The following is a 24160-nucleotide window of genomic DNA, read 5'->3' as shown; positions in this document are numbered from 1 at the left end:
CCAGGCCCGCTACCGCGGCCGGGCTACGCCTCGGCGAGCTTCTCGGCCGGTGCGATGTCGTACTTCTCGATCAGCCAGGCCTTCGCGACGTGGCTGAGTGCCGGCCGGTAGCCGAGCTCGCTCTCGCGGGTCTCGACGGCGTCGAGGAACCGGGCCTTGAGGCCTGCGTCGACGCGGACGTTGAGGTTGCCGGTCTCCAGGCCGGTATTGCGGCGGGCCCGGTGCGCTCCGGCGGCCGGGGAGAACGTCCCGTCGATGAACGCCTCCAGGCCCTCGGCGACGTCCTTCGCCACGGAGCTGCTGGCGTTCTGGATCGCGGCCCGGGTGACGAGCGGCATGTGGATGGGCACGTTGGGCGCCGCGACGCTTTCCTCAGTGGCGCGCCGCAGTCGGCTCCATCCGCCCGGGGCGAGGATCTCGTCGACGGCGGTGGCCAGTTCGGGGGCGCCGGCGTCGGTGAGGCGCTTGGAGGCGGCGCGGAGGTTGGTCACGAGCTCGGTGTCCTTCTTGGAGGGCACGGTTCGGGGTCCCTTCGGGGGGCGCCCGGTGTTCCGGCGGGGGCTGCCGGCGGGCGGGTACGGGCATGCGTCATGCCAGTCTCCCTTCAATTCCATTGCGCACGCAATGGGACATGGTTGCGGTGTGTCGGGACCGGGTGCGGCCTGACATGGAGAACCCTACCCATAACCTATTGCGCGCGCAATAGGTTATGGGTAGGGTGGGGGCACACCACAACGACGGGGGACACCGTGAAGCACACCAACCGCCAGACCATCACCGCCACCCTCGCCGACCTCTACCGCGCCATCGACCGCAAGCACGCCGTCACCGTCACCTACCTGAAGCCCGGCGAGACCGAGCCCACCGTCCGCACCATCGAGATCCTCGAAATGCGCACCACGGACGTCGAGATCACCGAGACCGGCGAGGTGATCGGCGGCGACATCGTCATCATCGCCATGTGCCGCCTGCGCGGAGAGGAACGCCAGTTCCACCTCAGCGGCATCCAGGCCTACACCCTCCACCGCATCCCGAACGCGCTGCACCGACCCGCCCCGAAGGTCTACGAGCACCCCACCCCGGCACCCGCCAACGACGCGACCGCCCTCGTCTACTTCGAGCTGGAGCGCGACCGCGACGACGCCGACTACCGCCCGCGCCGCCGCCTCACCCAGACCGACACCGACCTCGCCGCCTGACCAGAAACGACGAAGGCCACCGTCCCGAACCCGGGAGGTGGCCAGACGCACAGTCATCGCGCAAGCGCAGTCTAGCCTCGGACCTCGCCACCGCGCCAGACCCTGCTATTGAACTGGGAGAACACCTGATCATGCAGCAGTTCGCCGTCAACTGCGGATGCGGCCGCTCCATGAACCCGTACGGCCGCGCCGGCCGTCACGCCTTTCGCTGCGGATGTGGTTCGCGCGTCCAGGTAGTGGCGTCGCCCGTCACCACCCGGCTCTGCTCGTTCGGGGACTGCCGCATGCTGGCCACCACAAAGGAGCCGTTGCGCTTCTGTCTCGACCACGAGGAACAAGCGTCAGTCCTTCTGGCCCACACCGCTGGAGTCGCCAAGGTGCGCGAGCTGGAGACGAGCCTGACTCGGTCCGTGACGACATGGACTCGCAGGTACGGGTACAGAGCCCACCCGGTCCCGCAGAACACGCAGCACACCCCGATCGTCTACTTCGCCCGCCGGGAACGCCTCATCAAGATCGGAACCACGACCAACCTTCCTCAGCGGATGATGTCCCTGCACGCGCGCGACCTGGCAACAGAGCCTGGCGACATCGTCCGGGAACGACAACTGCACCGGCGATTCGAGCACTTGCGTGCACCAGGCCGAGGCCGCGAATGGTTCCAGCCGGGGACCGACCTGATCGGCTACATCAACGAACTCCGTGCCGCGTCCGGGATCCAGCCGCTCGGCAGCCCGGCGCCGCCTGTAGGCCACTGCGTAGAGCTGGATGTCTACTTGGCGGAGACCACCGAATATGACGCCCCCCGGACACTCACCCAGGACGGAGAAACCCTGGGCGGGCGCGTGAAACCGGAGAAGTTCGCCCGCTCCCCCCGTCGCCAGCAAGTGCACGCAGCCGTCACAGGCACCTGGCCGACCCGTAGGACTTCCGTGGCAGCCTGCTTTCCATCCAAGGAGATCGGTTCCGGAGCAGGAGGACTAGTGCCCGCCTCCAGGGTGCCCGGCGAAGACCGGTGCAACCGGCCGCCTTGTCGTGCACGCTGGGCAACACTGGACGGTTGACCGAGAACACTGGAGTCATGGCCCGAGAGCAGCAGGAACCCCTGACGGACATCCCCGTGCCGCGCCTGCCCCGCCGCTGGTGCCGCAAGTGCGGCGCGGCGCTCCGTGACCCTGTCTCGCGTTCGCGTCTCCTCGGCCCCGAATGCGATCCCGAACGCCGCACCAGCCACCACCGGCGCCACGACGTCGACCAAGACCCGATCCCCGGCCTGTAGCGCACCCTGGAAGAGAAGCGGCCCCGCGCCGTGCGAAGTACGCGGGGCCACCCGACAACCCGCCGCCCATCGGAAGGCGGCGTCCCCGCGACCGTACGAGCCACCAGAACCCGCGGCCCGTCGGGCGCCCGCATCCGGGTGACGGGCGGGGCTCAGGCCGTGGTGAACTCCCGCCCCGAATCAGCCGGCAGCGGCTCCGCCTCGACCGCGCGCCGCATCTGCTCCATCGTCACCGGCAACGGCGACCACCCGTACCGGCCCGCCATCACGAAGTTCAGCGCCGTCACCCCCTTCGCGTACGCCTGCCGCACCCCCTGCGGCCGCAGCGTCACACCCGGCGGCCCGGCCTTCGACGCCCGCAACGTCACCCACACCGCCGACCGGCCGCCTTCCAACGGCAGCGCCTCCACCACCTGCTCCCGCACCTGAAGCCACCGGCGCAGCGCCACCCGCGTCCCGTCCCGCAGCGGATACCACTCGACCTCCGGCAACGGCTCCAGCTCGCGGATCGCGGCCAGCACCCGCTGCCGTACGGCCTCCGACCGCTGATGCACATGCCCCGAACGGATCGCCGCCACCGCAGATGGATGCACCTCGGCGAGCGCTGCGATCTCCTCCACGCGCCCGGGCGGCGCCTTCTGCGGCCGCCGCCGGATCCCCACCGCCCGCTCCCCGCCCGCCACATCGGCCAGGCGCAGCGCGGCCAACTCACCCGACCGGCACCCCGAATCCAGAACGATCCCCACCATCGCGAGCAGCCGGGCCCGCTCCGCCCCAGACATGCCGATCCCGTCCCGCTCCAGCGGCCCCGCCGGCGCCATGTCCGCCAAGCCCCGGTACAGCGCCGCCCGGTCCCGCGCCGGCACCGTCTCCTTCAACTCCGACTGCTCCACGACCGGCAGCCACACCGTCTTCTCCGGAACCACCAGGCCGGCCAGGATCCCCAGGCAGTCCCGCACGATCCGCAGCGTCGCCACCGGCAACGGCTTCCCCACATCCCGGGCGAGGTGCCGCAGCTCTCCGTCCTTGGCCAGCGCCCAGAACGCGCGCAGCGATGGCCTCGTGAACAGCTGGGCCGCCGTCCGGCGGGCCCTGTTCGGTACCTCGTCCCGGACGACCGCCCGGTCCCACATCCCGACCAGCATCCACAGCTGCCGGCCCCGCTCCTCCGACACTTGGATCGGCACACCACCGGCGCCGGACACTCGCGCACGGCCGTCCCACGCCGCCCGGTCCCGCGGCGCGACCTCGTCCACCACCGCGGCGAGCTGCCGCACCGACGCCGCCCCGTACCTCTGTTGCTCCTTGCTACTGGTCACAGTCAGGGATTGTCCGCCCCATGTCGTGTCAGGCCAACCAGGGCTCAATGGGATGATCCGCAGAACGCAAAGAGCTAGGGGGGCGACATGGATGCAGGCGACTGGATCGCCAGCGTTGCGGTTGCTGTTTCGGTGGCCGCGGCTGGTATCAGCACTCACCAAGCCAGGACTGCCAGGAGTGCTGCGATAGCAGCCGAGGAGCAGGTGAGGGCCGCAAAGGAAGCCAATCTGCTGACCCGCCAGCAGATGGATCGGCAGGACGAGCAAGCACGTCAGCAGCAAGCTGAAGCTGATGCCGCGGCCATCAGAGAGGCCGAGAAGGTCCACATCGACATCGGAGGAGGCGGAGGGTCGATTCGGGTGACCGTGACGAACCACGGGACCCGCCCCATCGCCAATCTGCGCATCATGGACGTTCGAGCCGCAGAACCAGGGCCCTGGGTCTCTTGGGGCCCGAATCGGAATGTTGGCGGAACCTACCGCTGGACGGTCCAGGCGCTGCTGCACCCTACGCAGAAGGCCACTCAGGCGGTCTGGCTCCTCAACGACGATGGCCAGCAGGTTGCGAACTTGCCGAGTTCTGTTGCGGTGGAGGCCCGCTTCAGGGATGACGACGGGGGCTGGTGGCTTGTGAGCACCGAGTCTGATCCGCAGAGAATCGACGAGCCGGATCAGCCCTGACAACGCAGTCCTACAGGCCGATGCCGATCAGCGCGTTGTCTTCCTCGTCCCAACGGTCGACGATCTGCATGTACCCGTGGAGCACGCTGCTGTTCGGCTTGTGCCCGGTGATCTGGGCGATCGCCTTCGGGTCCTTCCCGGCCCGGCGGGCCTCCGTGGCCATGCCGGAGCGTACCGAGTGCCCGGTGAACAGGACCGGGATTCGGGCGCGGGCGCCAGCGGCCGTGATGATGTCCCCGACCCGCTGCGGAGTCAGGCCCTTGGGCTGGACGGAACCGGTGGCGTGGACGGAGCGGAATGCGTGTCGGTCCGGGTCGGCGATCTGCGCGCGCTCGACCCAGGCGTGCCACGCGAGGACCGGGCACGTCTGGGGGTTCTCGCCGTACGGCACCGGCACCGTACGGGGATCCGTCTTGGAAACGCGGACGTCGACCAGGAGCCCGTTGCCGTCTGGGTCCTCGGTGATGTTCCGCAGGCGCAGGCCGGCGAGTTCGGCGCGCCGCGCGGCGATCGCGAAGCCGAGGAGCAGCATCGCGCGGTCCCGCACGCCGAAGATGTCGTCGGAGCACTTCTGAACGATCTGGCGCAGGGCGTCGACGCGCATGGCCGGCGCCTTCCCGCGACCGCGCTCGGGCTCCTCGTTCTCGGCGGCCTGGCGCTTGTAGTCCTTCAGCAGCTCCCGGGCCGACCGAGTGGCTTCCGGGTCGACGACGACGCCGAACCGCTGGCGCAGGGTGACCGATACCCCGGCGAGCTTGCGGTCGATGGTGGTCGCGGCGCGGTGCTCCCGATTCCAGAGGACGTCGACGAACGCCCGGAGCGTGCCTCGGGTCGCCGCGGTGGGAGGGATCTGCAGCTGCTCGCAGAACGCGGTCCACGTCTTCCAGTCCGCGCGGTACGCGAGGGTGGTGTTGTCGGGCCGGTGGTCCTGGGCGTGGGTGTCGGAGGCTGCGTCGAGGGCGGCCAGCCGCTGGCGGAGCTCGTCGTCGAACTCGGCTGGCAGCAGGGGCCCCTCGGCCATGGCGGGTGTGGGGAGGCGTTCGGCCATGGCTAGTTGCTGTGCGGGTCCGAGTAGGTGATCGCCCCGGCCGCGATGGCGCAGGGCCACGGGGTGCCGCCGCACGCCGTGCACGTCGGGTCCGTGCGATCGCTCGGCGCGTGCTCCTTCAGGTGCCGGCCTGCCACGCTCCGGACGGTGCGCTCGTCGCGGCTCATGCCCTTGTAGGTCTCGCCGCAACGGACCACCGCGGCGTCGTACTTGATGAGGTCCTGCTGCAAGTTCTGGTTCACGATATGTGAGGTTATCGCGCATCAGAAGCCATGATCCCCCCGACGCGGCAGCCATCGGGGAGAGTTGTCGAACAGTTCGATCATCGTTCCGTTGCGGACGACTTCTGTGAAAACGATCCTAAGGATCGGCACCTTCGTGCTTCGATCTCGCCGACGCGCCAAGAGCTTCTGCCAACCCACGTCCTTGACCGCGTCGTGGCTGCAGGGGATTGGACGCCGTACGCACGCTTGACCTTGGTCAACTGGCTCCTCGGCCATGGTGTCCTAGCCCAGACACCAAGCCGCAAAGTAGGTCGCAGGCTCGCGCGTTCAACTCGCTAGGGGTGAGGGTGGGTGGCGGAGCCGCGGCATTCAGCCAACCTCGCCCGCGGACGCCTTTCCGCAGCTAGCGGGAGTTAGTCAGAGTTCGCGGTTGGTTGATTCTCCGGGTTGCCTGGACACGGCTTTCCCTTACCTGGACAGCGACGATGCCCCGACTGGCGGCTTCTGGCGGGCAGCCCAGCAGTGCGAGGCAGACGCCCACTACTGTCGAATTCCAGACGGTGAAGCGCCTCGCTCGCGGATTCCTGAGGGGGATGCCTCTCTCCCGCTCCGGCGGGCTGAACCACCATCGTCCGATGTTCCGAAGGGCACGTGTTCAGTACCAGAAGGAGAGAGGCATGACGGTCGGGGGGAATGTGGTGCGCATCACAAGGATGCGTTTCCTGGTGTGTCTATGTGTTCCTACTGGTTCCGATCGAGGGTCGATCTGTTCCCGAACACCCCCTGACGGCACCCCATTTACAGTCGGCAGAATCGGATTGCCCGAGGCCCCCGGATAAACTCGCAGTGACGCACAGAAGGAGCCCTGCAACCCCGACAACGGTTACCAGGCCACTGGTCGGGAGGGCTCCCTGCGCGGTACCCCAGCACGCCACAAGACGAGAGGGAGACCTGCATGCAGAGTAACAAGAGCGCGGACAGCGGCGACAGCGGACCGGTGGACAACTGGGTCGCGCGTAGGGCCCGCAGCCTGCGGAAATGCCTCCACCTACGTGGACATCGCGTCCACCATCAGTTCATCCTCGGCGCCAGCTACAGCCTCGGCAGTGGCGCCGTCAGCCTGATCATCCTCTGGATGCAGAGCCGCTTCTGACGTTCTGAACCTGGTGCGGGCCCCTGGATACCGACGCCAGGGGCCCGTGTCGTTTCGTTGGGGCACACGTAGCCCCTGCTCTAGTTCAACCCGTAGATGGACTACAACGACGAGAACATCGTCCTCAACAACTCGGCGAAGCAGTCGCAGCCTGGCATGAAGATCGGCTCACTGTTCGGGGCTGAGTGCTTTGCGACGCGTCAGGAGTCGGGCGGTCGCGCAGACATCAGCAGGCGGTCGATCTTGTCCGCCAGTTCCTCGAATTCGCCGGCCACCGTCATCAGCGTCACCGGATCGAGCTGGACGTCTCCCACGGCTGGAGAGTTCGGCAGGCCACCCAGCGCTGCGCCTTCGCTCCAGTGCTGGGCGAACCCTCGCAGGATCCGCAGGAGATCCGAGGCGGGGATCAGCAGACGGCCGTCCTGCCCGTACACGACCCCGGAGATCCACTGGCTTGCGCTGTTGCCGTCGTTCCTGCCTGCCTCGTCGCTCATGGCGCTGCCCCTAGCCTCTGTTGCTGGAGGGCGATCGTACACACGGACGGTGCTCTGCGGCGTAGCCCGCGCGGCGAGCGTGATCCCGTTATTTGGTGTGAGTTAGCCAGGGGCTGGAGCAGCTCGTGCGCGGCATCCCGCCCATCCGGTCCCGCCGCGGCCCCAGCCGCCGGCGCCCTGCGAAACTGCATGCGGACAAGGGCTACGACTACGACCACCTGCGCCGATGGCTCCGCAAGCGTGGGATCCGCCACCGCATCGCCCGCAAGGGCGTCGAGTCCTCACAGCGCCTGGGCCGTCATCGCTGGGTGGTCGAGAGAACCGTGTCCTGGCTGGCTGGCTGCCGCCGACTACACCGGCGGTACGAACGCAAGGCCGAGCACTTCCTCGCCTTCGTCGGCATAGCCGCAGCTCTGATTGGCTACCGGCGATTGGCCACGCCGCTCAGGGCCTGAGTCGGTCCTGCTGTACGTCGAAACAGATCAGCCCCATCTTGTCCGCCAGGTCTGCCGCGTAGGCCGATGCTTCCTCGGCCATGCTCCAGCCCATCCCGAAATAGAGGAGCGGACCGCTTGCACCGCTGATCAGCGGCCCGACCGACCAGGGCGAGGTTCCTTCCTCGTCCTCGGTGATATCGCACCACCGCTCAAGAAGCGCGGTCACGTAGGCCGTGATGAGTTCGGACGGAGACTCCAGGTCCTCACCGTCGAGGTAGCGGTCGTACAAGTCGCTCAAGACCCGGCGGGCAGCCCTGTCACTCGCTGGCTGCTCCCCTTCCCAGACAGCAAGGTCGTAGCTCATGCCCCGGAGGCTCTCATACCCCACTGACAGACCTCCGGGCTGGTGTCAGCACATACAGCCAAAAGAAACGACGTCTAGCAGGAAAGGCCCTCCGCGGCCGGAAGGTTCTGTAGCCTCGCATCATGAGACGCGTTGTGATCGATTCGAACGTGGTCGACACCGTGGCCAACACGCCTGGAGCTTTCGAAGCGCTCCAGAGCGCTTCCCACGATGGCTTGCTCGACATCCTCTACACACATGTCACCATCGACGAACTCGTCGCGATCCCCGGCATCGAACGACGCGGCTGGCTCGTCACCCTGCTCGCATCCCTCGGCCGCATCGTGCCCACCGGCGATGCCGTCGTGGGTGTCTCTCGACTCGACTTCTGCCAGCTCGGGCCCGACGACTCCATGGCCTTCGAAGGTCTCAGGTCCGGAAACGTCCGCCACAGCAAGGATGCCCTCATCGCCTCCACAGCGGCGGTCGGCTCTTGCGCGCTGGCCACGAATGACCGGCGGCTGGCAAGCCGGGCACGGGAACAAGGCGTGGAAGTCATAACAGCAGCGGACCTGCTCACCGAGTTCGGAATCCCTCGGCAGGGTGCAATTCCGCCGCCCAAGTAGCTGTAGCCGCTAGGATCCTGCCTAGAGTTGGCCGTCCGTCCTAGGCGGCGGTGCAACAAGCAGTCGCGGGCGAGTACACGCTCCCCGTCGACTTGAGAGGCCCCCAGGCGTGTACCTGGGGGCCTCTCCTGATTCGACAGTGCTCGCTAGCTACCTCACGACGATCCGGCATTCCGGGGCGCTGGCACGCGACGCCGACTGAGCCCACATCGCCTCCACTAGGACCCCTGAGGCGGAGTCTGCTGCTGTCACTCCCCCTGAACGAACGTGGTGGCGGCGACATGGAGCAAAGGCCCCCCAGCCGCGAGGAGACCAGCCACTGCTGCCGCCATAGCAGTACTGGCTTCTGCGCCCGAACCGACGGCCATGAGTACGGCAGTAGCTACAAGGACCGCACCGGCAACGAACACAATGGCTGCTCGCATGTGTTTTGAGAGGTCGCCCGGGGGCAAGTTCCCCTCCTTCTCGAGTACCGAGACCTTTCTTCGCAGCTCGACAGCCTCTTCGGCGCCATGGGTGGCGATATGGTCGATCGCCTTGCGTGCACGCTCGATCATCCCTGACATGGAGTAATGCGGCAGGCCAGATTCGAACTGCTCCCGATTCTCATGGAGCCAGGGGTTCACGGTCTCGGCTTTGTCCCATACGTCTTCGCATCGCTGGAAGATTCCACGCGCCTTGCCTTGCTCGCGTTGCAGCCAGTCAAGGCGGAGGGCCATTTGGTTACCAAGGTCTTCCAGGGCAAGCCTGTCGAAAGGCCCCATTCGCTCTGTCCCATCGGCCAGCGAGCCTGTCCAAACCGCATCCATGTTGACGATCTCAAAGCACCGGCTGGCGAAAGAAACTGACCGCACATGGTCTTCAACGTCCGACATGCCTTCATGGTAGGAACGGGATCGAGCTACCCTTCCGCAACGCGCGGATGGCTCCGCTCAACGGCCCCTTTCGTTCGGAGCAGTGGCCCTCACCCTCGTGGGGTGAAATTGGAAGAAGGCCGTACCGGCCTCCGACGTCGTTGCCCCTTGGCCCACATGACGTACGGGCGGCGAACCAGGAGCCCGTGCCGGCCGCCAGGATGGTGCCGAGGAAGTTGACCATGACGTCGCTGGTGAAGGCGGTGACGGCGTCCACGACCTCGGCGGCCGAGAGTCCCTTACTCATCTGTTCCCTTGGGCGCGCCCGCGGGGCCGATCAGCGCGCCGTACCCGTCCTGGGCTGCGGTCTGCTGGTCCGGCTCGGCCCTACCGGACCGTTGCAGCTCGCTGTAGGCCAAACCCCTCGGGCCAGGACGGCGGACCGGTTCGAGAGGCTTCTCATCCTTCTTCTTCGACGCCTGTTCACGTCTTTGCAGCAGCCGAGCTACCTGGCACTTGTCGCGGGGAACCGGGCCTCTTCGTACCGGAGTTGCGTGAGCCGAGCCTGCTGCGGTAGAGCGCTGGCGCGTATCACGGTGGCCCCGCACGGATGCGCGGGGCCACTGAAGTGGAGGCTCACCTCGGGGAGGGTCAGACCTTCACGGGGACGAACAGCGGGGCCGACAGCAGGGTGCCGAGGGCCGCGGCGAGCTCGTACTGGCCGGCCGTGATGGCCACGGTGAACAGCACGATGATGACGACCGCGGGCATGTGCGCGGGGGGCATTTCGGGGGGGATGCCGGGCAGCAGCCGACGGTACGGAAGTCCGGGGAAGGTTCCGGGGACGATCGGCGTTCCGGTAGTGTCGTAGACGTACGTCATCGACGGGTACCTCTTCTTTCACTGGTCGTGAAGGTGGGCGCCTCAACGACGTCGCGACGGAGAGCCCCACGGCCAGCTTCCTAGGGCATGGGCCGTTGGGGCCTCTCCGGCATCTCTGCCGTTGAGGACGGTAATCACCTTAGCCGATCAGGCACCTCTCAACAGACCGGACACCACTAGATGTTGTGTCCAAGCCCAATCCAACCACTAGATATTGTGGTTCTTCCTGACGTGCCGTCAGCTTCCTGAGCTTGTTTCCGCAGGTCACGGCAGGGCCCGGACGAACAGTGTCCGGGCCCTTCTGCTTATCTGCGTCACAAGACGCCATGCAGGGCGTTTTCCTTGAATCCGTCGTCGGCCTCGCGGTAGCGGCGCATGACGGGTGAGCCGGGGGCTCATCCGCCCTGGCGCTCCATGACGGCGTCGGGGTTGCCGGCGCGGGAGGACTCGGTGACCAGTCCGCGGCGGGGGCTGTGGCCGGTGGGGCGGATGTCGGCGCGGGCGCCGATGCGGGTGAGGATGTCGCCGACGGTCTCGGGGCCTATGCCGGACTGCAGGACGGTCGCCTATCGGTTGTGCAGGGCCCGAAAGGCGAAGCTGTCGGGGTCGGCGTTGTCACCGAGTTCCTGTTCCTCAGCGGGTGGACCAGGAGGAGGGGCTCGTGGACGTGTCCTGAGACGGGGCACGAGCGGTCGTCCGGTCGTCGCACCGTCTCTGGGGTAGGGCGGTCGCGGCGGCAGCGGCATGATGGGGTGCGCGGATGCGGCGACCGGCGGCCTCGGCGATATGGGCGTGGACGTGAAAGCGACGGGACCCGTTCGGGCGGCGCTGGGTGGTCCAGTGCAAACAACGCAGGCCCGGTCTGGCCGGCTCCCCGGTGGGCGTCCCCGAGCTGAAGGCCCTCAGCGGCACCGGCCGGCCGGTCCACAAGGGCGATGTCGTCGTACTCGTCACCAACGGCAAAATCTCCAGGCTTGCGCGCGAATTCGCCCGCTCGCAACAGTTGCACGTGGTCGACCGAACGGTACTGGGCGAGTGGGCGGGCGGATCCAGGCCACTGTGGGATCTGCTGCAGGCCGGTCCGCCGCCCGCCGGTCGACGCTGAACCCCTCGCATCGACGCGGACCGCTCCGTCCCTGGCTTTGTTCACGACGTCCGGCTGTGCCCCGCCCGGGTGCGTCCCCGCCATGCGCAGCTGCGCATGGCGCGACTCAACCCTGCCCGGGCCCTGCCGTGTCGTTCACATGCCCCGCCGCCGCGGCTGTTGGGGCAGAGTCAGATCCAGTGGTAGTTGGAGTCGTCGAGACCCGGCAGGAGAGCGGCTCCGGCGTCCAGGCCGACGGCCGGAGCTGCGAGGTCGGCCACGGGCAAGGGCGGGAAAAGCGCCTTGTCCTTGGTCTCCTGCCACCGGATCCAGAACAGTTCGCCGGCGCCGGCGGTGTCGTCGTACTCCACCGGGCTCAGGGCCTCGCGGACGGCGTCGCTGATGCTCAGACGGAAGACCATGTGGAGTTTGCGGGGCGGGGTACTCCCGGGGCGGCTGACCATGGCGTCGATCAGCCATGTGAAGCGGGGGGCAGCGTCGGCCCGCTCGACGTCCAGGTCGAGTTCCTCCCTCAGCTCACGGGCGAGGGCCGCCGGGACGGGTTCACCCGGATCGACGTTCCCGCCGGGCACGGTGTACTGCTCGGTGCCGTTCTTGACCCGTTTGATGAGGGCGACCTCGTCGCCGTTGAAGATGAGTGCGGCGACACGGATCTTGATGCGGTGGAACGGTGGTTCGGCGTTCACGAGGTGGCCTGTCCTTCTTCGGTGTTAGCGATCTCGGATGCGCGGGTGGTGGCGGCGCCGCCGAGGGCAATCAAATCGTCACATCGGTCACGCCCGACCAGCGAACCTCAACAAGATCGCGTTACGAGCTCTATGGAATGGGCCTACCTATCAGTGTGGTAGAAGGCGCTGTCGGGATAGGCCACACCGATCTGGAATTCGCGACTGGGTTGCGGACCGCGGCCGTCGCCAGTGTCTAGTGAACCGAATCCTGCCGTAACGATGATGTAGTCCTGGACGGCATCGGAACCCGGCGCTGCTGGCCCGTACGCCAGCAGTGGGGTGTCAGCGGGGAGGTTCTCCAGCGCTTGGCGGAGTTCTCCAACGGTCCAAGCTCGACTGGAGGTCTCTTTGTTAAACATAGTCGATTTGGTTTCCAATCAGGTTGTCTGAGCTGTGTAGATGGACGAGGCAACGCTGGGGTGCGGTTCCCGCAGTGGACTGCACGGCGACGCCGAGCCCATGGGACTTCGGGTGAACAGACCCTGGCGGGCTAACGCGCCGTCACACCTGCTCCCTACCTCGACACCGGCGGAACGTGGGACAGCCTGTCACCCGTCTCCTTCGCTTGCGCGGTGGTCGGCGCCGGTGGTCGGCCCCGTTTCGGAGCAGCATCACGGATACCACCGCACCGTCATCACCGGCCGCGACCGCGCTGTTGTCGTGGCGGCGTCGTTCCTGGAACCCCAGGTGCGGTTCCAGGGTCGGTGGGCGGCCTGCGTCGTGGGCCATCAGGTGTGGTGGTGGATCGTGAACGGGCGAGATTGGCGGAGATTCTGGGTGTCCGTTCCTGCTGAGCCGCTTCGCCAGCTGACCGTGAGCCTGAAGCCTGGGCGGCGGACTCGGCGGAGATTAGGTGGTTGTGGACTTGGTGGACGCCTTGAGCGACGGTCCAGCCCGGCATGTAGCTGAGGCTATTGAGTAATTTCTCACCTGAGACGGCATAGTCGCGTCGATCGTCCACCGTCGCTCGATAGTTGATGCGGACGGGACCCGTATGAGCCGCCGAGGCCAGAGCCGCCACCTGCTTAAGTTGCAGGTTTTCGGTGACGACGTTGAAGATCTGCTGGCCTGCTTTGCCGGGATCGGCCAGAACGCTGTCCACTGCTTGTGCGACGTCCTCAACATGGACATAAGGGCGCCATGCTTCTGGGCCCATGACGGTAACCTCACCACGAGCGATGGCCTCGTGAACGTATTGGTTGACGATGAGATCAAGTCGCATTTTTGGGGATACACCGTAGGCGGTGGCTAGCCGCAGGACGGTGACGTTGATGTCACCGCCCTGATTAAGGAGATAGTCTTCCGCCTCAACCTTGGTTTCGCCATAAAGGGAGACTGGGTTTACAGGCGTGGTTTCGGTGGCGACGCCCCCGGTGTGACGGCCGTACACGCTGCAGGTTGAGCCGAAGACGAGGTGGTTGACGCCCGATCGGTCAGCAACGTCAAGGAGTACCTTGGTCGCCTCGACATTCACTTGGCGGGCGAGGTCCGGCTCACGTGCGCTGGCCGGGTCGCCGACGATGGCGGCGAAGTGGACGATCGCGTCGACCCCTTTGACTGCCTCGGCGAGCGTCTGAGCATCACGGAGGTCTCCCTGATGGAAGGTGAAACCACCCATGCCTTCCAGCCTCTGGGTTAGTTCGCTGGGACGGCTTGCCAGTCCCCGAACTTGGACCCCGGCATCCATGAGCCTGGAGGCAACGAGCAAACCGGTGTAACCGGTCGCTCCTGTCAGGAGTACATGCATGTAGATTCCTTCAAATCTGGGCCGAAGACGGACGGCTGGGTCGCTTCGCGCTGGCGTCATCGGCCACCGCCCTGATTGTGATGCGCGCTAGAAAGAGTGGCCCGCCCGTGCCGTGAGCGGGCCATTCAGCGGTCAGCGTTTCCGGCCCGTGTTGCTGCTGGGGCCGCTGGGGTCGGTTCCCGCAGTGGACTGCACGGCGACACCGAGCCCATGGGACTTCGGGTGAACAGGTCCTGGCGGACTAACGCACCGTCACACCTGCTCCCTACCTCGGCACCGGCGGAACGTGGGACGGTCTGTCCCCCGTTTCCTTCGCTCGCGCGGTGGCAGCCGCGGTGGCCGTCGTCATCGTCGCTGCCCTCGGCATGACACTGCTGCCAGCGGCCGGATCCGGCGGGGCCGCCTTCCTCGGCATGAGGGTGCTCGGATATCTCGCCCCAGACGCGTGACCCCCGGCCTGTGACCGGGGGCGCCCCGGTCACAGGCGCTCGGGGGCGTCCTCGATGCCCCTGCCCGCTGGGCGCTTCACCGTCCGTGGCCGCGGGCGCGTTCCTGCTGAGGCGACGCACCCGGCGCGGGTGGAGGTGTGGCGCCACCACCGGAGGGCCTGTGCCGCGGGCCGTCGGGGGTGGTGGTGGAGCGGGAGCGGGCGGCCTTTGCGGATACGCCGGGCGCTCGGGTGGTTTCGGAGGTGGTCTGCCTGTGCTGGAGCCTCCAGCCCTGGCCTGGTACCCAGGTGCTGCCGGCCGGTGCTGCGGCCAGGCTGTCCATGAAGGCACCCAGCGTTTCGCGCATCCCGTCCCAGCCGGGGTACTGATGCAGCTGCGGCGAGCCTGCGCGCAGCGCGTCCAGCCCCTCCTTCCAGGGCACGACCGGTTCCGGGCCGTTGCTGTCCTGCCCGTAGAAGCGGTAGGGCACGGGCACGCGGTCCATGCCCATCGGTCCCAGGTTCCAGTTGTTCTTCACCGCCTCACGCATATGGTCAGCGTCGATCCGGCAGGTGCGCAGCATGAAGTACGCGTCGTAGACGTCCTTGTAGCGGTGCCATGGCCGGTCTCCCTCGCCCCGCAGGCCTCGGGGCTTGCCGGTCAGCAGCGTGAGCTTGTCGGCCAGCTGGTTGACCGCAGGGTTCAGCGGAGGCTGGAACGGGGTGAATCCCGGCAGGTCAATGGGCGTTACCGGGCGGTGCGCTGTGTCAGGTCCGCCGGTGACCGCCACCTTGGCCGGCGGCTTGATGTCGATCTCGATGGGGATTGGGTCATCGACGGTCGGTGTGTGGCGCGGTCCGAAGCGCGGGTCGACGGGCGTGGCGGTCACGATGCCCATGACCTGGCCGTTGGGGAAGATGTTGAGTTCGCCGGCCGTGTAGCGCACAAGGCCGCCCATCCCGATGCCGTGTGCGCTGCCGGCGTGGCCGGGCGGTGCGGTGACGCGGCGGACTGCTCCTTCCACTGCGTCCCGATACAGGTCAGCGGCCCGGCCGGGGTCGGCATCCGTGACGGCGCTGGCGCACAGGTCGAGGTCAAAGGCGCTGCGCGGCATCACGTACTGCTGGGGGATGTCTGGGATGCCCGGCACGCCGAAGTCGGCGGGCCAGTCGCCCTCCGCAGGGCGGGCAGGCAGGGCCAGCGAGCCGATCAGCAGCCAGCCGAGGCCTTGGTCTGCGGTGATGCGGTGTGCCAGGTCCGACATCAGCACCTGCTGCAGAGCGCGCCGTTCGGTGAACTCCGGATAGCGCGCTCGCGCGGCCACAGCCTGGCGGAATTGCTGCCATTGAGGGAACGCCTCCCGGAAGGCGCCCCCAAGATGCTCTGCAGTGTCCAGCCCCCCGAAGTCGGACATCTACGCGTCCTCTCCGGAGTTCGCGGCCGTCTCGACACCGTCCACGCTGGCCAGCAGGTAGGACAGCCGGCCGGCGCCGGTACCGGTAGTGCCGGGCAGTTCCAGAGCCTCCAGGGCCTGCGCGAGTTCGGCCTGGGTGGCCAGCCGCTGCTGCAGAAGGTTCGTGGCGATACGCCCCAGTCCTTCCAGATCGGTGCTGCCAGCGACCGCGATGTCCGCGAGCGTGCGGCCCGGCGAGGTCACCGGCAGGCCTGCTACCTCGCGGTAGTCCTGCGGCCCCAGCTCGGCGCGGTGGATGAGGACGTCCTGGAAGGACGTGGCGGCGTGGTTGGGCGGGACGGTGAACTCTGCTGCCGGGCCGGGCAGGTTGCCGACGGCGTAGACGCGCACGGCGGCCCCGTGCGACACGACACCGGCAGCAGGCAGCGGCCGCTCCCAAGCGGGCTCGTCCGGGGCTAGCAACAACCAGTGTGCGTACAACTGTGGGAATGGGGGCCGCGTCCCTCCGCGCAGCCGCACGACCCCGGGTAAAACGGTCTCGATGACACGGCCTTCAAGGAGCTCGTGGAGGACGGCGGGACTGGCTCCGCATGCGGCCGCCTGCCGTTCAGTTACCAGGCCCGCCTGCCCCTCGGCCACATCGGCGATACTTCCGACGATCTTCAACATACCGGAAGCCTATCGGCGCCCTCCGACATCGCTCGCGGGGCTTTCCGGGTCAACTGGCTGATATCTATGGGGGTATGGAGCACTGGAAGAGTGATCGTGTGGCAGCCGCCGGGCGGGGCGAGAATCCCACCGTTCTGGCACGGATGAGAACCGGATGGGCCGTCATCGGTGACACCCAGCATCTCCCCGGCTACTGCCTGCTGTTGTATGCCGGCCGCGCGAATCATCTGACCGACCTGCCGCGCGCCGAACGAGCCCTCTTCCTCCTCGACCTCTCTCTGCTCGGCGAAGCCGTGCAGATGGCGTGCGGCAAGCACGACGAGGAATTCCGCCGGCTGAACTACGAGGTACTGGGGAACTCCTGGGAGCACCTGCACGGCCACGTCCATCCGCGCTACGGCTGGGAGCCTCCGCGGCTGCTGAAGGGTCCCGTATGGCGCTACGGGGAGGAGCGCACCGCCCCGGAGCACGCCCTCGGGCCCCGGCACGACGACCTGCGGGAGGACATCACCCAGGCGCTGACGCGCGTTCTCGCTGATGCGTACAACCACGAATGACGCTCGTCGAACTGATGCAGGTGCGACCGACCCGGAACCGGGCCGTGCAGGAGTGGACGTACGCACCGACCACCTGACGCGCGTGCTCCAGGCTGCTTCAGGCCCGGCGCCCGTTCTCTGAGCGAGGGGTCGTGGGGCGTCCCGAGAGACCGGTGACGAGCACCAACAAGGCTCTGGCCGACCTCGCGTACTGGCTGCGGGAGCAGCGCGCGAGGTCGTGCCGGAACTACCGGGAGCTTCCGCCCTCGCCGCGCACCGCCGGGCCATGGCCGTCCGCGAAGGCCTTCGGCTCGCTGGAGCCGCCCCCCGAGGTCTTCGCCGCGGCCCGGACGGAGTCCCACGCCACCCGCTCCGCCGTCGAGGCGCCGATGGTCACGGTCTCCATCCTGATCATGGACCGCAGTGGCGCCGTCAGGCCATGGCGTCCACCGCGGCCGCCTCCCCGACGACAGCCAGCGCCTCATCCAGCACCACAATCCACTGCCCGAAGTCCTTGTCCCCCAGCCCAGCACGCACCGCTTCAAGCGCCCGGCCCGCCCACTCCTCGCCCACCGGCCTGTCCCTGGGATAGACACCAGGCCCCAGCGCCCGGAACACGAACGCCAGGTACCCCTCGTGGGACCAGTCGTGCGAGGCGCACTCCTCGTAGGCCCGGCGCGCCGCCCGTACCAACTCCCCGGCCCGGTCAGCCCCGTAGATCCGCCACGCCACCTCCGACAGCGACCACGCCGCCTCCCAGCGCCCCTCAAGACGCGGCTCTTCCGCCCCCTCCGGCACCACACCGAGCCGCGCGGCCAGTTCACGGCACACCCGCGCGCGATCAATCACGTCACTGAGATCCATGCAGACAGCCATACAGCAGCACGCCACCTTCACAGCTTGGACGTGCCGACACCCGTCCCAGCCTTCACCCCTCCGACCGCCACAAGGGAACGCCGCACAGCACTGCGCCGCCCCGACACTCTCTTGCGAGGAAACCGTCGCCCACCGCGAGGGAAGTGAGTTGACCCGCGGTGCCCAAGGTTCCAGACCCACGTCCCGTCTACCTACTTCGGCGCGGGCGGATCCGCGTCTCGGCGACGTGGGGCGCGCTGAGGACGCTGGAGGCGGGGGTGGAGCGGGCGGCGAGGGTGATGCCGCTGTCGAGGCGGCTGTGTCGGCCGATGGCGATGCCGGGGCCGAGGGCGATGTTGTGGCCGGTCTGGGTGCCGTCGCCGATGAGGCCGCCGAAGCGGGGGGTTCCGCAGCGGTAGAGGCCGTCAGGAACGCGCATGAGGACTTCTCGGTCGGGTTTGGTCATGTCGTCGCAGAGGTTGATGGCGGCGACGGTGACGGACGAGGAGAGGTGGGCCTCGGCGCCGACGAGGGTGCGGTTGATGCCGATGCGGTGCCCGAGGACGGCTCGCTCGCCGACGTAGGCGTGGGTGACTTCGCAGTTGAAGCCGACTGATGCGCCGGCGGCCAGGACGGCGCGATGGCGGATGGTGGTGAACTCGTTGACCTTCACGTGGGGGCCGATGATGACGTCCTCGCCGATGATCGCGCTGGGATGGATCTGGGCGGTGGGATCGATGCGCCGGTCCCCCAGTGCGACCACCGCGGCCGCGTGCAGGTCGGGCCACTGGGCCAGGAAGCCGGCGAGCTCGTATCCGGCGAGGTCCCCGTAGGGGGTGTTGGCCAGCAGCCCGCGGGTGGCACTGCGGATGTAGTCGCCGACGTGGACGGAAACCATAGCGAGGGTTCCTTTCGCGTGAACGTCAAGGGTCACGATGCGGCTAACATCGCGGGCTTCGGGTGTTATCGAGCCGGTGAACGGAGTGGGTTGTGGCGCGACCGCGTCTGGGTGTGGCGGTGCTGACAATGGGCACCCGGCCGGCTGAGCTGCGGGCATTGCTCGAGTCGGTGGCCAAGCAGGACGAACCGGCCGTCCGCGTGGTCGTGGTCGGTAACGGCGCCGGGTCGCTTCCCGAGTTGCCGGAGGGCGTGGCCGGGGTCGAGTTGCCGGAGAACCGGGGAGTGTCGGGCGGGCGGAATGTGGCGATCGAGTCGCTCCGCGGGTTCGGAGATGTCGATGTTCTGGTGGATCTGGACGACGACGGGCTGCTCGTCGATGCGGACGTGTTCCGACGGCTTGCCGACCTGTATGAGGGGGACGAGAAGCTGGGCATCGTCTCCTTCCGGATCGCCGACGAGAGCGGCGAGACCCAGCGTCGCCATGTGCCCAGGCTGCGATCGAGGGACCCGTTGCGCCGGGGCGAGGTGACGACGTTCCTCGGCGGCGGGCATGGCCTGTCGATGCGGATGCTGGACGAGATCGGCGGCTGGCCGGAGGAGTTCTTCTTCACCCATGAGGAGACCGATCTCGCCTGGCGTGCCCTTGATGCCGACTGGAGGGTGCTGTACGAGCCGGAGTTGCTCCTCCAGCACCCGAAGACCAGCCCGGCCCGCCACGCCGTCTACTACCGGATGACCGCCCGGAACCGGGTCTGGATGGCCAAGCGGAACCTGCCGGCCCCGCTCGTCCCCGTCTACCTAGGCGTGTGGACCCTCCTCACCGTGGCCCGCACGCGGTCGCTTCCGGGCTTGAGGGCGTGGGCGGGAGGGTTCGCAGAGGGGGTACGTCGGCCGTGCGGGGCGAGGCGGCCCATGCGCTGGGGCACGGTGTGGCGCATGACCCGCCTCGGTCGCCCGCCGGTGATCTAGGCCGCTGCGCTCTCCTCCATCCACTCCGGCAGGGCGGCGGGGTGCTTGCGCAGCCAGGCGACGTACCGGGCGACGCCGTCGGCCAGGGAGACGGTGGGAGTCCAGCCGAGCATGGCCTTCATCCTGCGGGTGGAGGCGTATCCGCCGAGCGGGTCGCCGGGCGGCATCGGGGTCTCCATGAACTGGGCGTTGGGGTAGTGATCGCGGACGAGTTCGGCGACCTGGCGGACGCTGGTCGGCTGCCCGGTGCCGATGTTGAGGGTCTCTGTGTGGGTCTGTGGCGAGACGAGTGCCCGCAGGGTCGCCTCGGCGACATCGTCCACGTGGATCAGGTCGCGGACTTGATGGCCGCCGCCGTTGAGGTGCAGCGGCAGGCCGAGCGCGGCCCGCGCGGCGAACCAGGCGACCATCCAGGAGTGGGAGCCCTGCTTGATCGTCTGCGGCTCGCCGTAGACGCTGAAGTAGCGCACGACGGTGTAGGAGGCGCCGACCGCGCCCAGGGTGAGCGCGGTCTGAGTCTCGCCCCATGCCTTGGTGTTCGCGTAGACGGACACCGGCCGTACCGGGCTGGTCTGCTCGTGGAACTGCGGCGCGATCCGCCCGTACACCGACTCCAGTAACTGCCGCATGGTGAGCAGTTCGGGGCCCTGCGCCTCGTCCGGGTTGCCGTCCCCGTAGACGCTGGCCGAGGAGACGTACACCAGGCGGCGGACGCGTTCGGTGGCGGCGACCGCGTCCAGGAGGACCTGGGTGCCGGTGATGTTGGTGCCGATGGCGGCGCGCGGGTTGCGGGTGCAGGCGGCGACGTCGGCGAGCGCGGCCGCGTGGATGACGTAGTCGCATTCGCCGACGACCCGGCTGATCAGCTTCGCGTCGCGGACGTCGCCGGCGATGACGTCGGGGGTGGTGGTGTCGATGCCGAACAGGTCCCGGTAGACGGAGGGCGGGTAGGCGTCCAGCGTGCACAGTGCGATCGGGCGGGCCCCGAGTTCCCGCAGGCGGGAGGTGATGCGGGAGCCGATGAGCCCGGCTCCGCCTGTGACCAGGACGGTGCGGCCCTGGAGCTGGGCGAAGGGTGAGCGGGTGTCGTGCACGGTGCCTCCAGGCAGATCAGAAGGGTGTGCTCGTGATCACAGCGTCGTTTCGTGTGGCATGGGTGGTTGCAGCGGATCGTCACGACGGGGAGAGCGGGGGCCGGTCGCCGGGAAGCGCTCGGTGACGAGCCGGAACAGGAAGCGTTGTCGGCGATGCTGTCCGCGACCGCGTAGTCGTCTTACGGTCCCGGTACGGGGCGGGCAGTTCGGCGAGGGTGCGATCGAGCGCGCTGTGTAGGGCGTCCACGAGCCGGGCCCGGGATTGGGCCTGCTTCAGGGGGTCGCCGAGGCGGATCGCGGGCGCCCGAAGCCGTCGGATCGCTTCGGCAAGTGTGATCCCGGTCCGGGCGTGCATGTCCGCAGCGGGTGTCGGAAGTCCCTGCTCCCCCGGCAGGCGTTCCATGGCCGCGCGGATCGCGCGGACCAGGAACTCGGCGTAGCCGGAGAGCTGGAGGGCGGCCTGCTCGATGTCGGCTGGGGGCGGGACGGTGCCATCGCCCCGCCTCCAGCCGAGCACGGTGGCGGCAAGCCGTTCGTTGACTTCGCGGTCGAGTGGGAGGTCTGCGTCCCAGGAGCCGGTGGGGTCGTGGACGCTGCTGCCGTATGTCACCTGGTCGGTCCCGTCAGGACGGCGTCGAGCATGGGTTCGACGGAGGCGATGGACACCCCGTGGCGGCGCAGGAAGCGCTGTTCGGCCTGCCAGACCGACCAGGTGAACCCGATGTGCCCGAGCGCCGGGACGACGACGACGCTGATCTGGCGTTGCTCGGCGAGGCCGCGAAGGCGGGCCCAGCCCGGCCGGGACTGTGGCACCTGCGTCAGCAGGCAGTCGTCGGCGATCGTGCCGCCCTTTGCGACCGTCCAGTTGTGACCGGCCGCGACGGCGGCCGCGGCCGCGAGCATCCCCCGTACGGCGTCAGGGTCAGGGTCGGATGCGTACAGGGCGACCGTTGTGGCGGTCTCGCGATGAGTGAGGCCGGTCGGGTTCAGATGGGTGTCGGGCACGGTCGCCTCCCGAAGGCGGTGTGTCGGCGTCTCGTTCCAGGCAACCGCGTGCGGGCCCGGACGGTGCATATCGAAGTGGCTTTCCTTGCCCGCGAGTTGCGTAGCGAATTGACTGTCCCTTGACCTTCGCGGCGGTGCCGCTCACGTCTACCGTGGGGGGATGCCCCATGTGCGGAACGAGGTGTTCATCGCCTGGATGGCGAGTAACGACTGGACGGCGCTCGAACTCGCCAAGGCCCTGAACACGGTCATCCGGGACGTCACGCAGAGGACCTCGATGCGCGGCGAGCTGTCCGAGGTGACGGTCCGTAAGTGGCGCTCGGGCGAGACGACGTGGCCGCAGACGAAAGCCAGAATGGCTCTGGAGCAGGTCAGTGGGCGTTCGGCGCCGGAATTAGGGTTCGTTCCGCCCGACCGCCACAAGAGCCGTGCCGCCCCGGAGGACCCGTTGCGCCGCCGTACGTTCTTCACCGTCGCCTCCGCCGCCGGCGCTGTCGTCCTGTCCGGTGCCGCCCCGTCCGTCGGCAGTAGCGACGTCCTACGCCTGCGGCAGCAGCTCGACACCGTCAATGCCCTCGACGATCAGCGCGGCGGTCACGACCGGGTGGAGAAGGCCGCGCTGGCCGGCGCGCAGGAGGCCGTCGCGCTCCAGGCCCGGGCCGGCACCCAGCGGACCCGGCAGAGGCTGTTCGCGCTTGCCGCCGACTTCACCGCGACCGCCGCCTGGTCGTGCGTGGATGCTCGCGAACGCGCCCGGGCCCGTCAGCACCTTGACCGGGCCCTGCATCTGGCCGGACTCGCCCAGGACCCGGCCCTGACCTTGAGGGTCTGGAACTCTGTGTCGATGCTCGCCCACCAGCAGGGCGATCACGCCGAGGCGCTCGCCGCGGGCCAGGCCGCGAAGGCAACGACGGCCACCCGGCGCGATCCGCTGTATGCGAGCCTGGCGCACGCCCGTACCGCAATCGCCCACGCGCACCTGAACGAGGGCCACAGCGCCCTGCGCGCGCTCGACCTCGCCGCCGCCTCGCTCGACAAGGCGGATATGGGGCTGCCTCGGCCGAGCTGGATCGCCTTCTACGGGGCGGCCGAGCTCTTCGCGCTCACCGCGATCGTCCGTGACCGGCTCGGCGACGCCGCCGACGCGGAGGCCGCCTCGTTCCGGGCCCTAGCCGTGCTGCCGGACGCCTTCCGCCGCAACCGGGCCCTCACCACCGCCCGCCTCGCCCTCGCCCAGCTTCATCAGGGGGACATCGAGCAGGCCACCGCCACCACGGCGCGGGTCTTCGACGAGATGCGCGGTGCCCCGCTGCCCGGCCGCATGCGCTCGCTGCTCGGCGACTTCCACCGCGATCTGATCACGCTCGCCCCCGGCTCGGCGATCGCACTGAACTGGTCCGACCGCTACCGCACCGAATGGAGCCGCCCGTGACCCCCGCCTACACCCTCCGCCGCTATGGACAGGCCGCGGCGGCCGAGATCCGGCAGATACTCCTCGATGTCCACGCCGAGGCCTTCGCCGCCGAGATGGACGACCCCTTCCACGACCAGAACCGCTTCGCCTGGTTCGTCGACCACTGGAGCGGCCTGCCCGGCTTCGACTGCGTCATCGCCTACGACGGTGACGAACCCGCCGGCTACGCCTACGGCGCCCCTGCCGTCCACGAGCGCGAATGGTGGCGCGACTATCTCTCCCCCGCCCCCGACACCACCGCGACGTTCTCCCTGTCGGAGCTGATGGTCCGCCCGAAATGGCGCGCGACAGGCCTGTCTGCCCAGCTGCACGCCGAGCTCGTCGACAACCGCCCCGAGCCCCTGGCCGTCCTCCTGGTGGACACCACCCACCCCCGCGTACAGGCCCTCTACGAGACCTGGGGCTACCGGAAGGTCGGCGAACGCCAGCCCTTCGCCGACTCCCCGCTCTACGCGGTCATGCTCCGCGGACTCCCCGAGGCATAGCCACCTCTTCCTCCAGTCACGGCAGCGTAGGGCCAGTTTGGCGCTTCCAGCGCAGGCTGGGCTGGGCTCATGTCTGACGGCTCCAGGCGGGGATCGTGTCATCCGTCGTGGTGTGTGAATCAGGCGCCCGAGGGCAGCCTGTCTCCTTCGAGACGGGCGCCCTGAGCTTGGCGAGCTGGCCCATGGCCTTCGTCCAGCTCGCCAAGCTCAGG

At 68.4% G+C, this 24160-nt stretch carries 31 protein-coding genes and 2 pseudogenes; 13 read left to right on the top strand and 20 right to left on the bottom strand.

Annotated features, from left to right (window positions below; genetic code table 11):
• Positions 1-23: 23 nt before the first annotated feature.
• Positions 24-518: a hypothetical protein gene (locus tag ACWF79_RS30560; protein ID WP_453731415.1), complete on the bottom strand. Its 495-nt coding sequence runs from the start codon at positions 516-518 to the stop codon at positions 24-26.
• A gap of 231 nt (positions 519-749) precedes the next feature.
• Here ACWF79_RS30560 and ACWF79_RS30555 point away from each other — a divergent pair, with 231 nt between their 5' ends.
• The 3 genes from ACWF79_RS30555 (at position 750) to ACWF79_RS30545 (ending at position 2478) form a co-directional block, all read left to right on the top strand.
• Entirely contained in the window at positions 750-1199 is a 450-nt protein-coding gene (locus tag ACWF79_RS30555; RefSeq protein ID WP_453731414.1) for a hypothetical protein, read from the top strand.
• Between the two features lie 131 nt (positions 1200-1330).
• Entirely contained in the window at positions 1331-2263 is a 933-nt protein-coding gene (locus ACWF79_RS30550) for a hypothetical protein (RefSeq protein ID WP_453731413.1), read from the top strand.
• A gap of 17 nt (positions 2264-2280) precedes the next feature.
• The gene (locus ACWF79_RS30545; RefSeq protein ID WP_453731412.1) at positions 2281-2478 is read left to right on the top strand and encodes a DUF6011 domain-containing protein; all 198 of its coding nucleotides are present in this window, start codon (positions 2281-2283) and stop codon (positions 2476-2478) included.
• Positions 2479-2630: 152 nt separating this feature from the next.
• Here the strand turns inward: ACWF79_RS30545 and ACWF79_RS30540 are convergent, their stop codons facing one another.
• Positions 2631-3797, bottom strand: coding sequence for a hypothetical protein (locus tag ACWF79_RS30540; RefSeq protein WP_453731411.1), 1167 nt, complete (start codon positions 3795-3797; stop codon positions 2631-2633).
• Positions 3798-3884: 87 nt separating this feature from the next.
• On the opposite strand from ACWF79_RS30540, the gene ACWF79_RS30535 reads away from it, so the two are divergent.
• Entirely contained in the window at positions 3885-4478 is a 594-nt protein-coding gene (locus ACWF79_RS30535; protein ID WP_453731410.1) for a hypothetical protein, read from the top strand.
• Positions 4479-4488: 10 nt separating this feature from the next.
• Here ACWF79_RS30535 and ACWF79_RS30530 read toward each other — a convergent pair whose 3' ends face one another.
• Positions 4489-5526, bottom strand: a complete 1038-nt coding sequence (locus ACWF79_RS30530) for a site-specific integrase (protein ID WP_453731409.1) — start codon at positions 5524-5526, stop codon at positions 4489-4491.
• A 2-nt stretch (positions 5527-5528) separates the two neighbouring features.
• Positions 5529-5768 (bottom strand): hypothetical protein, encoded by a 240-nt coding sequence (locus ACWF79_RS30525; protein ID WP_453731408.1) that lies wholly within the window; start codon positions 5766-5768, stop codon positions 5529-5531.
• Between the two features lie 937 nt (positions 5769-6705).
• Between ACWF79_RS30525 and ACWF79_RS30520 the strand changes: the two genes are divergently transcribed.
• Positions 6706-6903 carry a hypothetical protein gene (locus ACWF79_RS30520; RefSeq protein WP_453731407.1) on the top strand — a complete coding sequence of 66 codons (198 nt, stop codon included), beginning with the start codon at positions 6706-6708 and terminating at the stop codon, positions 6901-6903.
• 200 nt (positions 6904-7103) lie between these two features.
• Here ACWF79_RS30520 and ACWF79_RS30515 read toward each other — a convergent pair whose 3' ends face one another.
• Positions 7104-7397, bottom strand: coding sequence for a hypothetical protein (locus ACWF79_RS30515; RefSeq protein WP_453731406.1), 294 nt, complete (start codon positions 7395-7397; stop codon positions 7104-7106).
• A 104-nt stretch (positions 7398-7501) separates the two neighbouring features.
• On the opposite strand from ACWF79_RS30515, the pseudogene ACWF79_RS30510 reads away from it, so the two are divergent.
• A pseudogene (locus ACWF79_RS30510) lies at positions 7502-7852 on the top strand (transposase); the annotation flags it as partial.
• Here ACWF79_RS30510 and ACWF79_RS30505 read toward each other — a convergent pair.
• Positions 7842-8198: a hypothetical protein gene (locus tag ACWF79_RS30505; protein WP_453731405.1), complete on the bottom strand. Its 357-nt coding sequence runs from the start codon at positions 8196-8198 to the stop codon at positions 7842-7844. The pseudogene ACWF79_RS30510 and the gene ACWF79_RS30505 overlap by 11 nt on opposite strands.
• A 122-nt stretch (positions 8199-8320) precedes the next feature.
• Here ACWF79_RS30505 and ACWF79_RS30500 point away from each other — a divergent pair, with 122 nt between their 5' ends.
• Positions 8321-8803, top strand: coding sequence for a hypothetical protein (locus ACWF79_RS30500; protein WP_453731404.1), 483 nt, complete (start codon positions 8321-8323; stop codon positions 8801-8803).
• 248 nt (positions 8804-9051) lie between these two features.
• On the opposite strand, the gene ACWF79_RS30495 is transcribed toward ACWF79_RS30500, so the two are convergent.
• From ACWF79_RS30495 to ACWF79_RS30485, 3 genes are all read right to left on the bottom strand, one after another.
• The gene (locus ACWF79_RS30495) at positions 9052-9678 is read right to left on the bottom strand and encodes a hypothetical protein (RefSeq protein ID WP_453731403.1); all 627 of its coding nucleotides are present in this window, start codon (positions 9676-9678) and stop codon (positions 9052-9054) included.
• A gap of 4 nt (positions 9679-9682) precedes the next feature.
• Positions 9683-9964, bottom strand: a complete 282-nt coding sequence (locus ACWF79_RS30490) for a hypothetical protein (RefSeq protein ID WP_453731402.1) — start codon at positions 9962-9964, stop codon at positions 9683-9685.
• Positions 9965-10308: 344 nt separating this feature from the next.
• The gene (locus ACWF79_RS30485; RefSeq protein ID WP_453731401.1) at positions 10309-10539 is read right to left on the bottom strand and encodes a hypothetical protein; all 231 of its coding nucleotides are present in this window, start codon (positions 10537-10539) and stop codon (positions 10309-10311) included.
• 750 nt (positions 10540-11289) lie between these two features.
• Between ACWF79_RS30485 and ACWF79_RS30480 the strand changes: the two are divergent.
• A pseudogene (locus ACWF79_RS30480) lies at positions 11290-11644 on the top strand (restriction endonuclease); the annotation flags it as partial.
• Between the two features lie 170 nt (positions 11645-11814).
• Here the strand turns inward: ACWF79_RS30480 and ACWF79_RS30475 are convergent.
• The 3 genes from ACWF79_RS30475 to ACWF79_RS30465 form a co-directional block, all read right to left on the bottom strand.
• Entirely contained in the window at positions 11815-12330 is a 516-nt protein-coding gene (locus tag ACWF79_RS30475; protein ID WP_453731400.1) for an NUDIX domain-containing protein, read from the bottom strand.
• Positions 12331-12473: 143 nt separating this feature from the next.
• Positions 12474-12731 (bottom strand): DUF6225 family protein, encoded by a 258-nt coding sequence (locus ACWF79_RS30470; RefSeq protein WP_453731435.1) that lies wholly within the window; start codon positions 12729-12731, stop codon positions 12474-12476.
• Positions 12732-13006: 275 nt separating this feature from the next.
• Complete coding sequence (locus tag ACWF79_RS30465) at positions 13007-14119, bottom strand: NAD-dependent epimerase/dehydratase family protein (RefSeq protein ID WP_453731399.1); 1113 nt, start codon at positions 14117-14119, stop codon at positions 13007-13009.
• A gap of 323 nt (positions 14120-14442) precedes the next feature.
• Here ACWF79_RS30465 and ACWF79_RS30460 point away from each other — a divergent pair, with 323 nt between their 5' ends.
• Entirely contained in the window at positions 14443-14568 is a 126-nt protein-coding gene (locus ACWF79_RS30460; protein WP_453731398.1) for a hypothetical protein, read from the top strand.
• A 76-nt stretch (positions 14569-14644) separates the two neighbouring features.
• On the opposite strand, the gene ACWF79_RS30455 is transcribed toward ACWF79_RS30460, so the two are convergent.
• Positions 14645-15961: a hypothetical protein gene (locus ACWF79_RS30455; RefSeq protein WP_453731397.1), complete on the bottom strand. Its 1317-nt coding sequence runs from the start codon at positions 15959-15961 to the stop codon at positions 14645-14647.
• The gene (locus ACWF79_RS30450; protein WP_453731396.1) at positions 15962-16426 is read right to left on the bottom strand and encodes a hypothetical protein; all 465 of its coding nucleotides are present in this window, start codon (positions 16424-16426) and stop codon (positions 15962-15964) included. It abuts the gene before it with no gap.
• Between the two features lie 347 nt (positions 16427-16773).
• Between ACWF79_RS30450 and ACWF79_RS30445 the strand changes: the two genes are divergently transcribed.
• A complete protein-coding gene (locus ACWF79_RS30445) occupies positions 16774-17187 on the top strand; it encodes an HIT domain-containing protein (RefSeq protein WP_453731395.1) in 414 nt (137 codons plus the stop codon).
• A 226-nt stretch (positions 17188-17413) separates the two neighbouring features.
• Here ACWF79_RS30445 and ACWF79_RS30440 read toward each other — a convergent pair whose 3' ends face one another.
• The 3 genes from ACWF79_RS30440 to ACWF79_RS30430 all read right to left on the bottom strand — a co-directional run bounded on the left by ACWF79_RS30440 (position 17414) and on the right by ACWF79_RS30430 (position 18919).
• Positions 17414-17581, bottom strand: coding sequence for a hypothetical protein (locus tag ACWF79_RS30440; protein ID WP_453731394.1), 168 nt, complete (start codon positions 17579-17581; stop codon positions 17414-17416).
• A 17-nt stretch (positions 17582-17598) separates the two neighbouring features.
• Positions 17599-18030: a hypothetical protein gene (locus tag ACWF79_RS30435; protein WP_453731393.1), complete on the bottom strand. Its 432-nt coding sequence runs from the start codon at positions 18028-18030 to the stop codon at positions 17599-17601.
• Positions 18031-18229: 199 nt separating this feature from the next.
• Positions 18230-18919 carry a transferase gene (locus ACWF79_RS30430; RefSeq protein WP_453731392.1) on the bottom strand — a complete coding sequence of 230 codons (690 nt, stop codon included), beginning with the start codon at positions 18917-18919 and terminating at the stop codon, positions 18230-18232.
• Between the two features lie 92 nt (positions 18920-19011).
• On the opposite strand from ACWF79_RS30430, the gene ACWF79_RS30425 reads away from it, so the two are divergent.
• Complete coding sequence (locus ACWF79_RS30425; protein ID WP_453731391.1) at positions 19012-19890, top strand: glycosyltransferase family 2 protein; 879 nt, start codon at positions 19012-19014, stop codon at positions 19888-19890.
• Here ACWF79_RS30425 and ACWF79_RS30420 read toward each other — a convergent pair.
• The 3 genes from ACWF79_RS30420 to ACWF79_RS30410 all read right to left on the bottom strand — a co-directional run bounded on the left by ACWF79_RS30420 (position 19887) and on the right by ACWF79_RS30410 (position 21989).
• Positions 19887-20984 carry an NAD-dependent epimerase/dehydratase family protein gene (locus ACWF79_RS30420; protein WP_453731390.1) on the bottom strand — a complete coding sequence of 366 codons (1098 nt, stop codon included), beginning with the start codon at positions 20982-20984 and terminating at the stop codon, positions 19887-19889. The two genes, ACWF79_RS30425 and ACWF79_RS30420, sit on opposite strands and share 4 nt — an antisense overlap.
• A 79-nt stretch (positions 20985-21063) precedes the next feature.
• Positions 21064-21594, bottom strand: coding sequence for a hypothetical protein (locus ACWF79_RS30415; protein WP_453731389.1), 531 nt, complete (start codon positions 21592-21594; stop codon positions 21064-21066).
• Positions 21591-21989 (bottom strand): hypothetical protein, encoded by a 399-nt coding sequence (locus ACWF79_RS30410; RefSeq protein ID WP_453731388.1) that lies wholly within the window; start codon positions 21987-21989, stop codon positions 21591-21593. Before ACWF79_RS30410 ends, ACWF79_RS30415 begins: the two co-directional genes overlap by 4 nt.
• Before the next feature lie 160 nt (positions 21990-22149).
• Between ACWF79_RS30410 and ACWF79_RS30405 the strand changes: the two genes are divergently transcribed.
• Both ACWF79_RS30405 and ACWF79_RS30400 read left to right on the top strand, forming a co-directional pair.
• Positions 22150-23421 carry an XRE family transcriptional regulator gene (locus ACWF79_RS30405; protein ID WP_453731387.1) on the top strand — a complete coding sequence of 424 codons (1272 nt, stop codon included), beginning with the start codon at positions 22150-22152 and terminating at the stop codon, positions 23419-23421.
• Positions 23418-23948, top strand: coding sequence for an N-acetyltransferase family protein (locus ACWF79_RS30400; RefSeq protein ID WP_453731386.1), 531 nt, complete (start codon positions 23418-23420; stop codon positions 23946-23948). Before ACWF79_RS30405 ends, ACWF79_RS30400 begins: the two co-directional genes overlap by 4 nt.
• Positions 23949-24160: the final 212 nt, after the last annotated feature.

Source organism: Streptomyces sp. NPDC054975, from assembly GCF_053609105.1.
The sequence above is the reverse complement of the archived record's forward strand: the minus strand, read 5'-3'. Positions and strand labels throughout refer to the sequence as shown.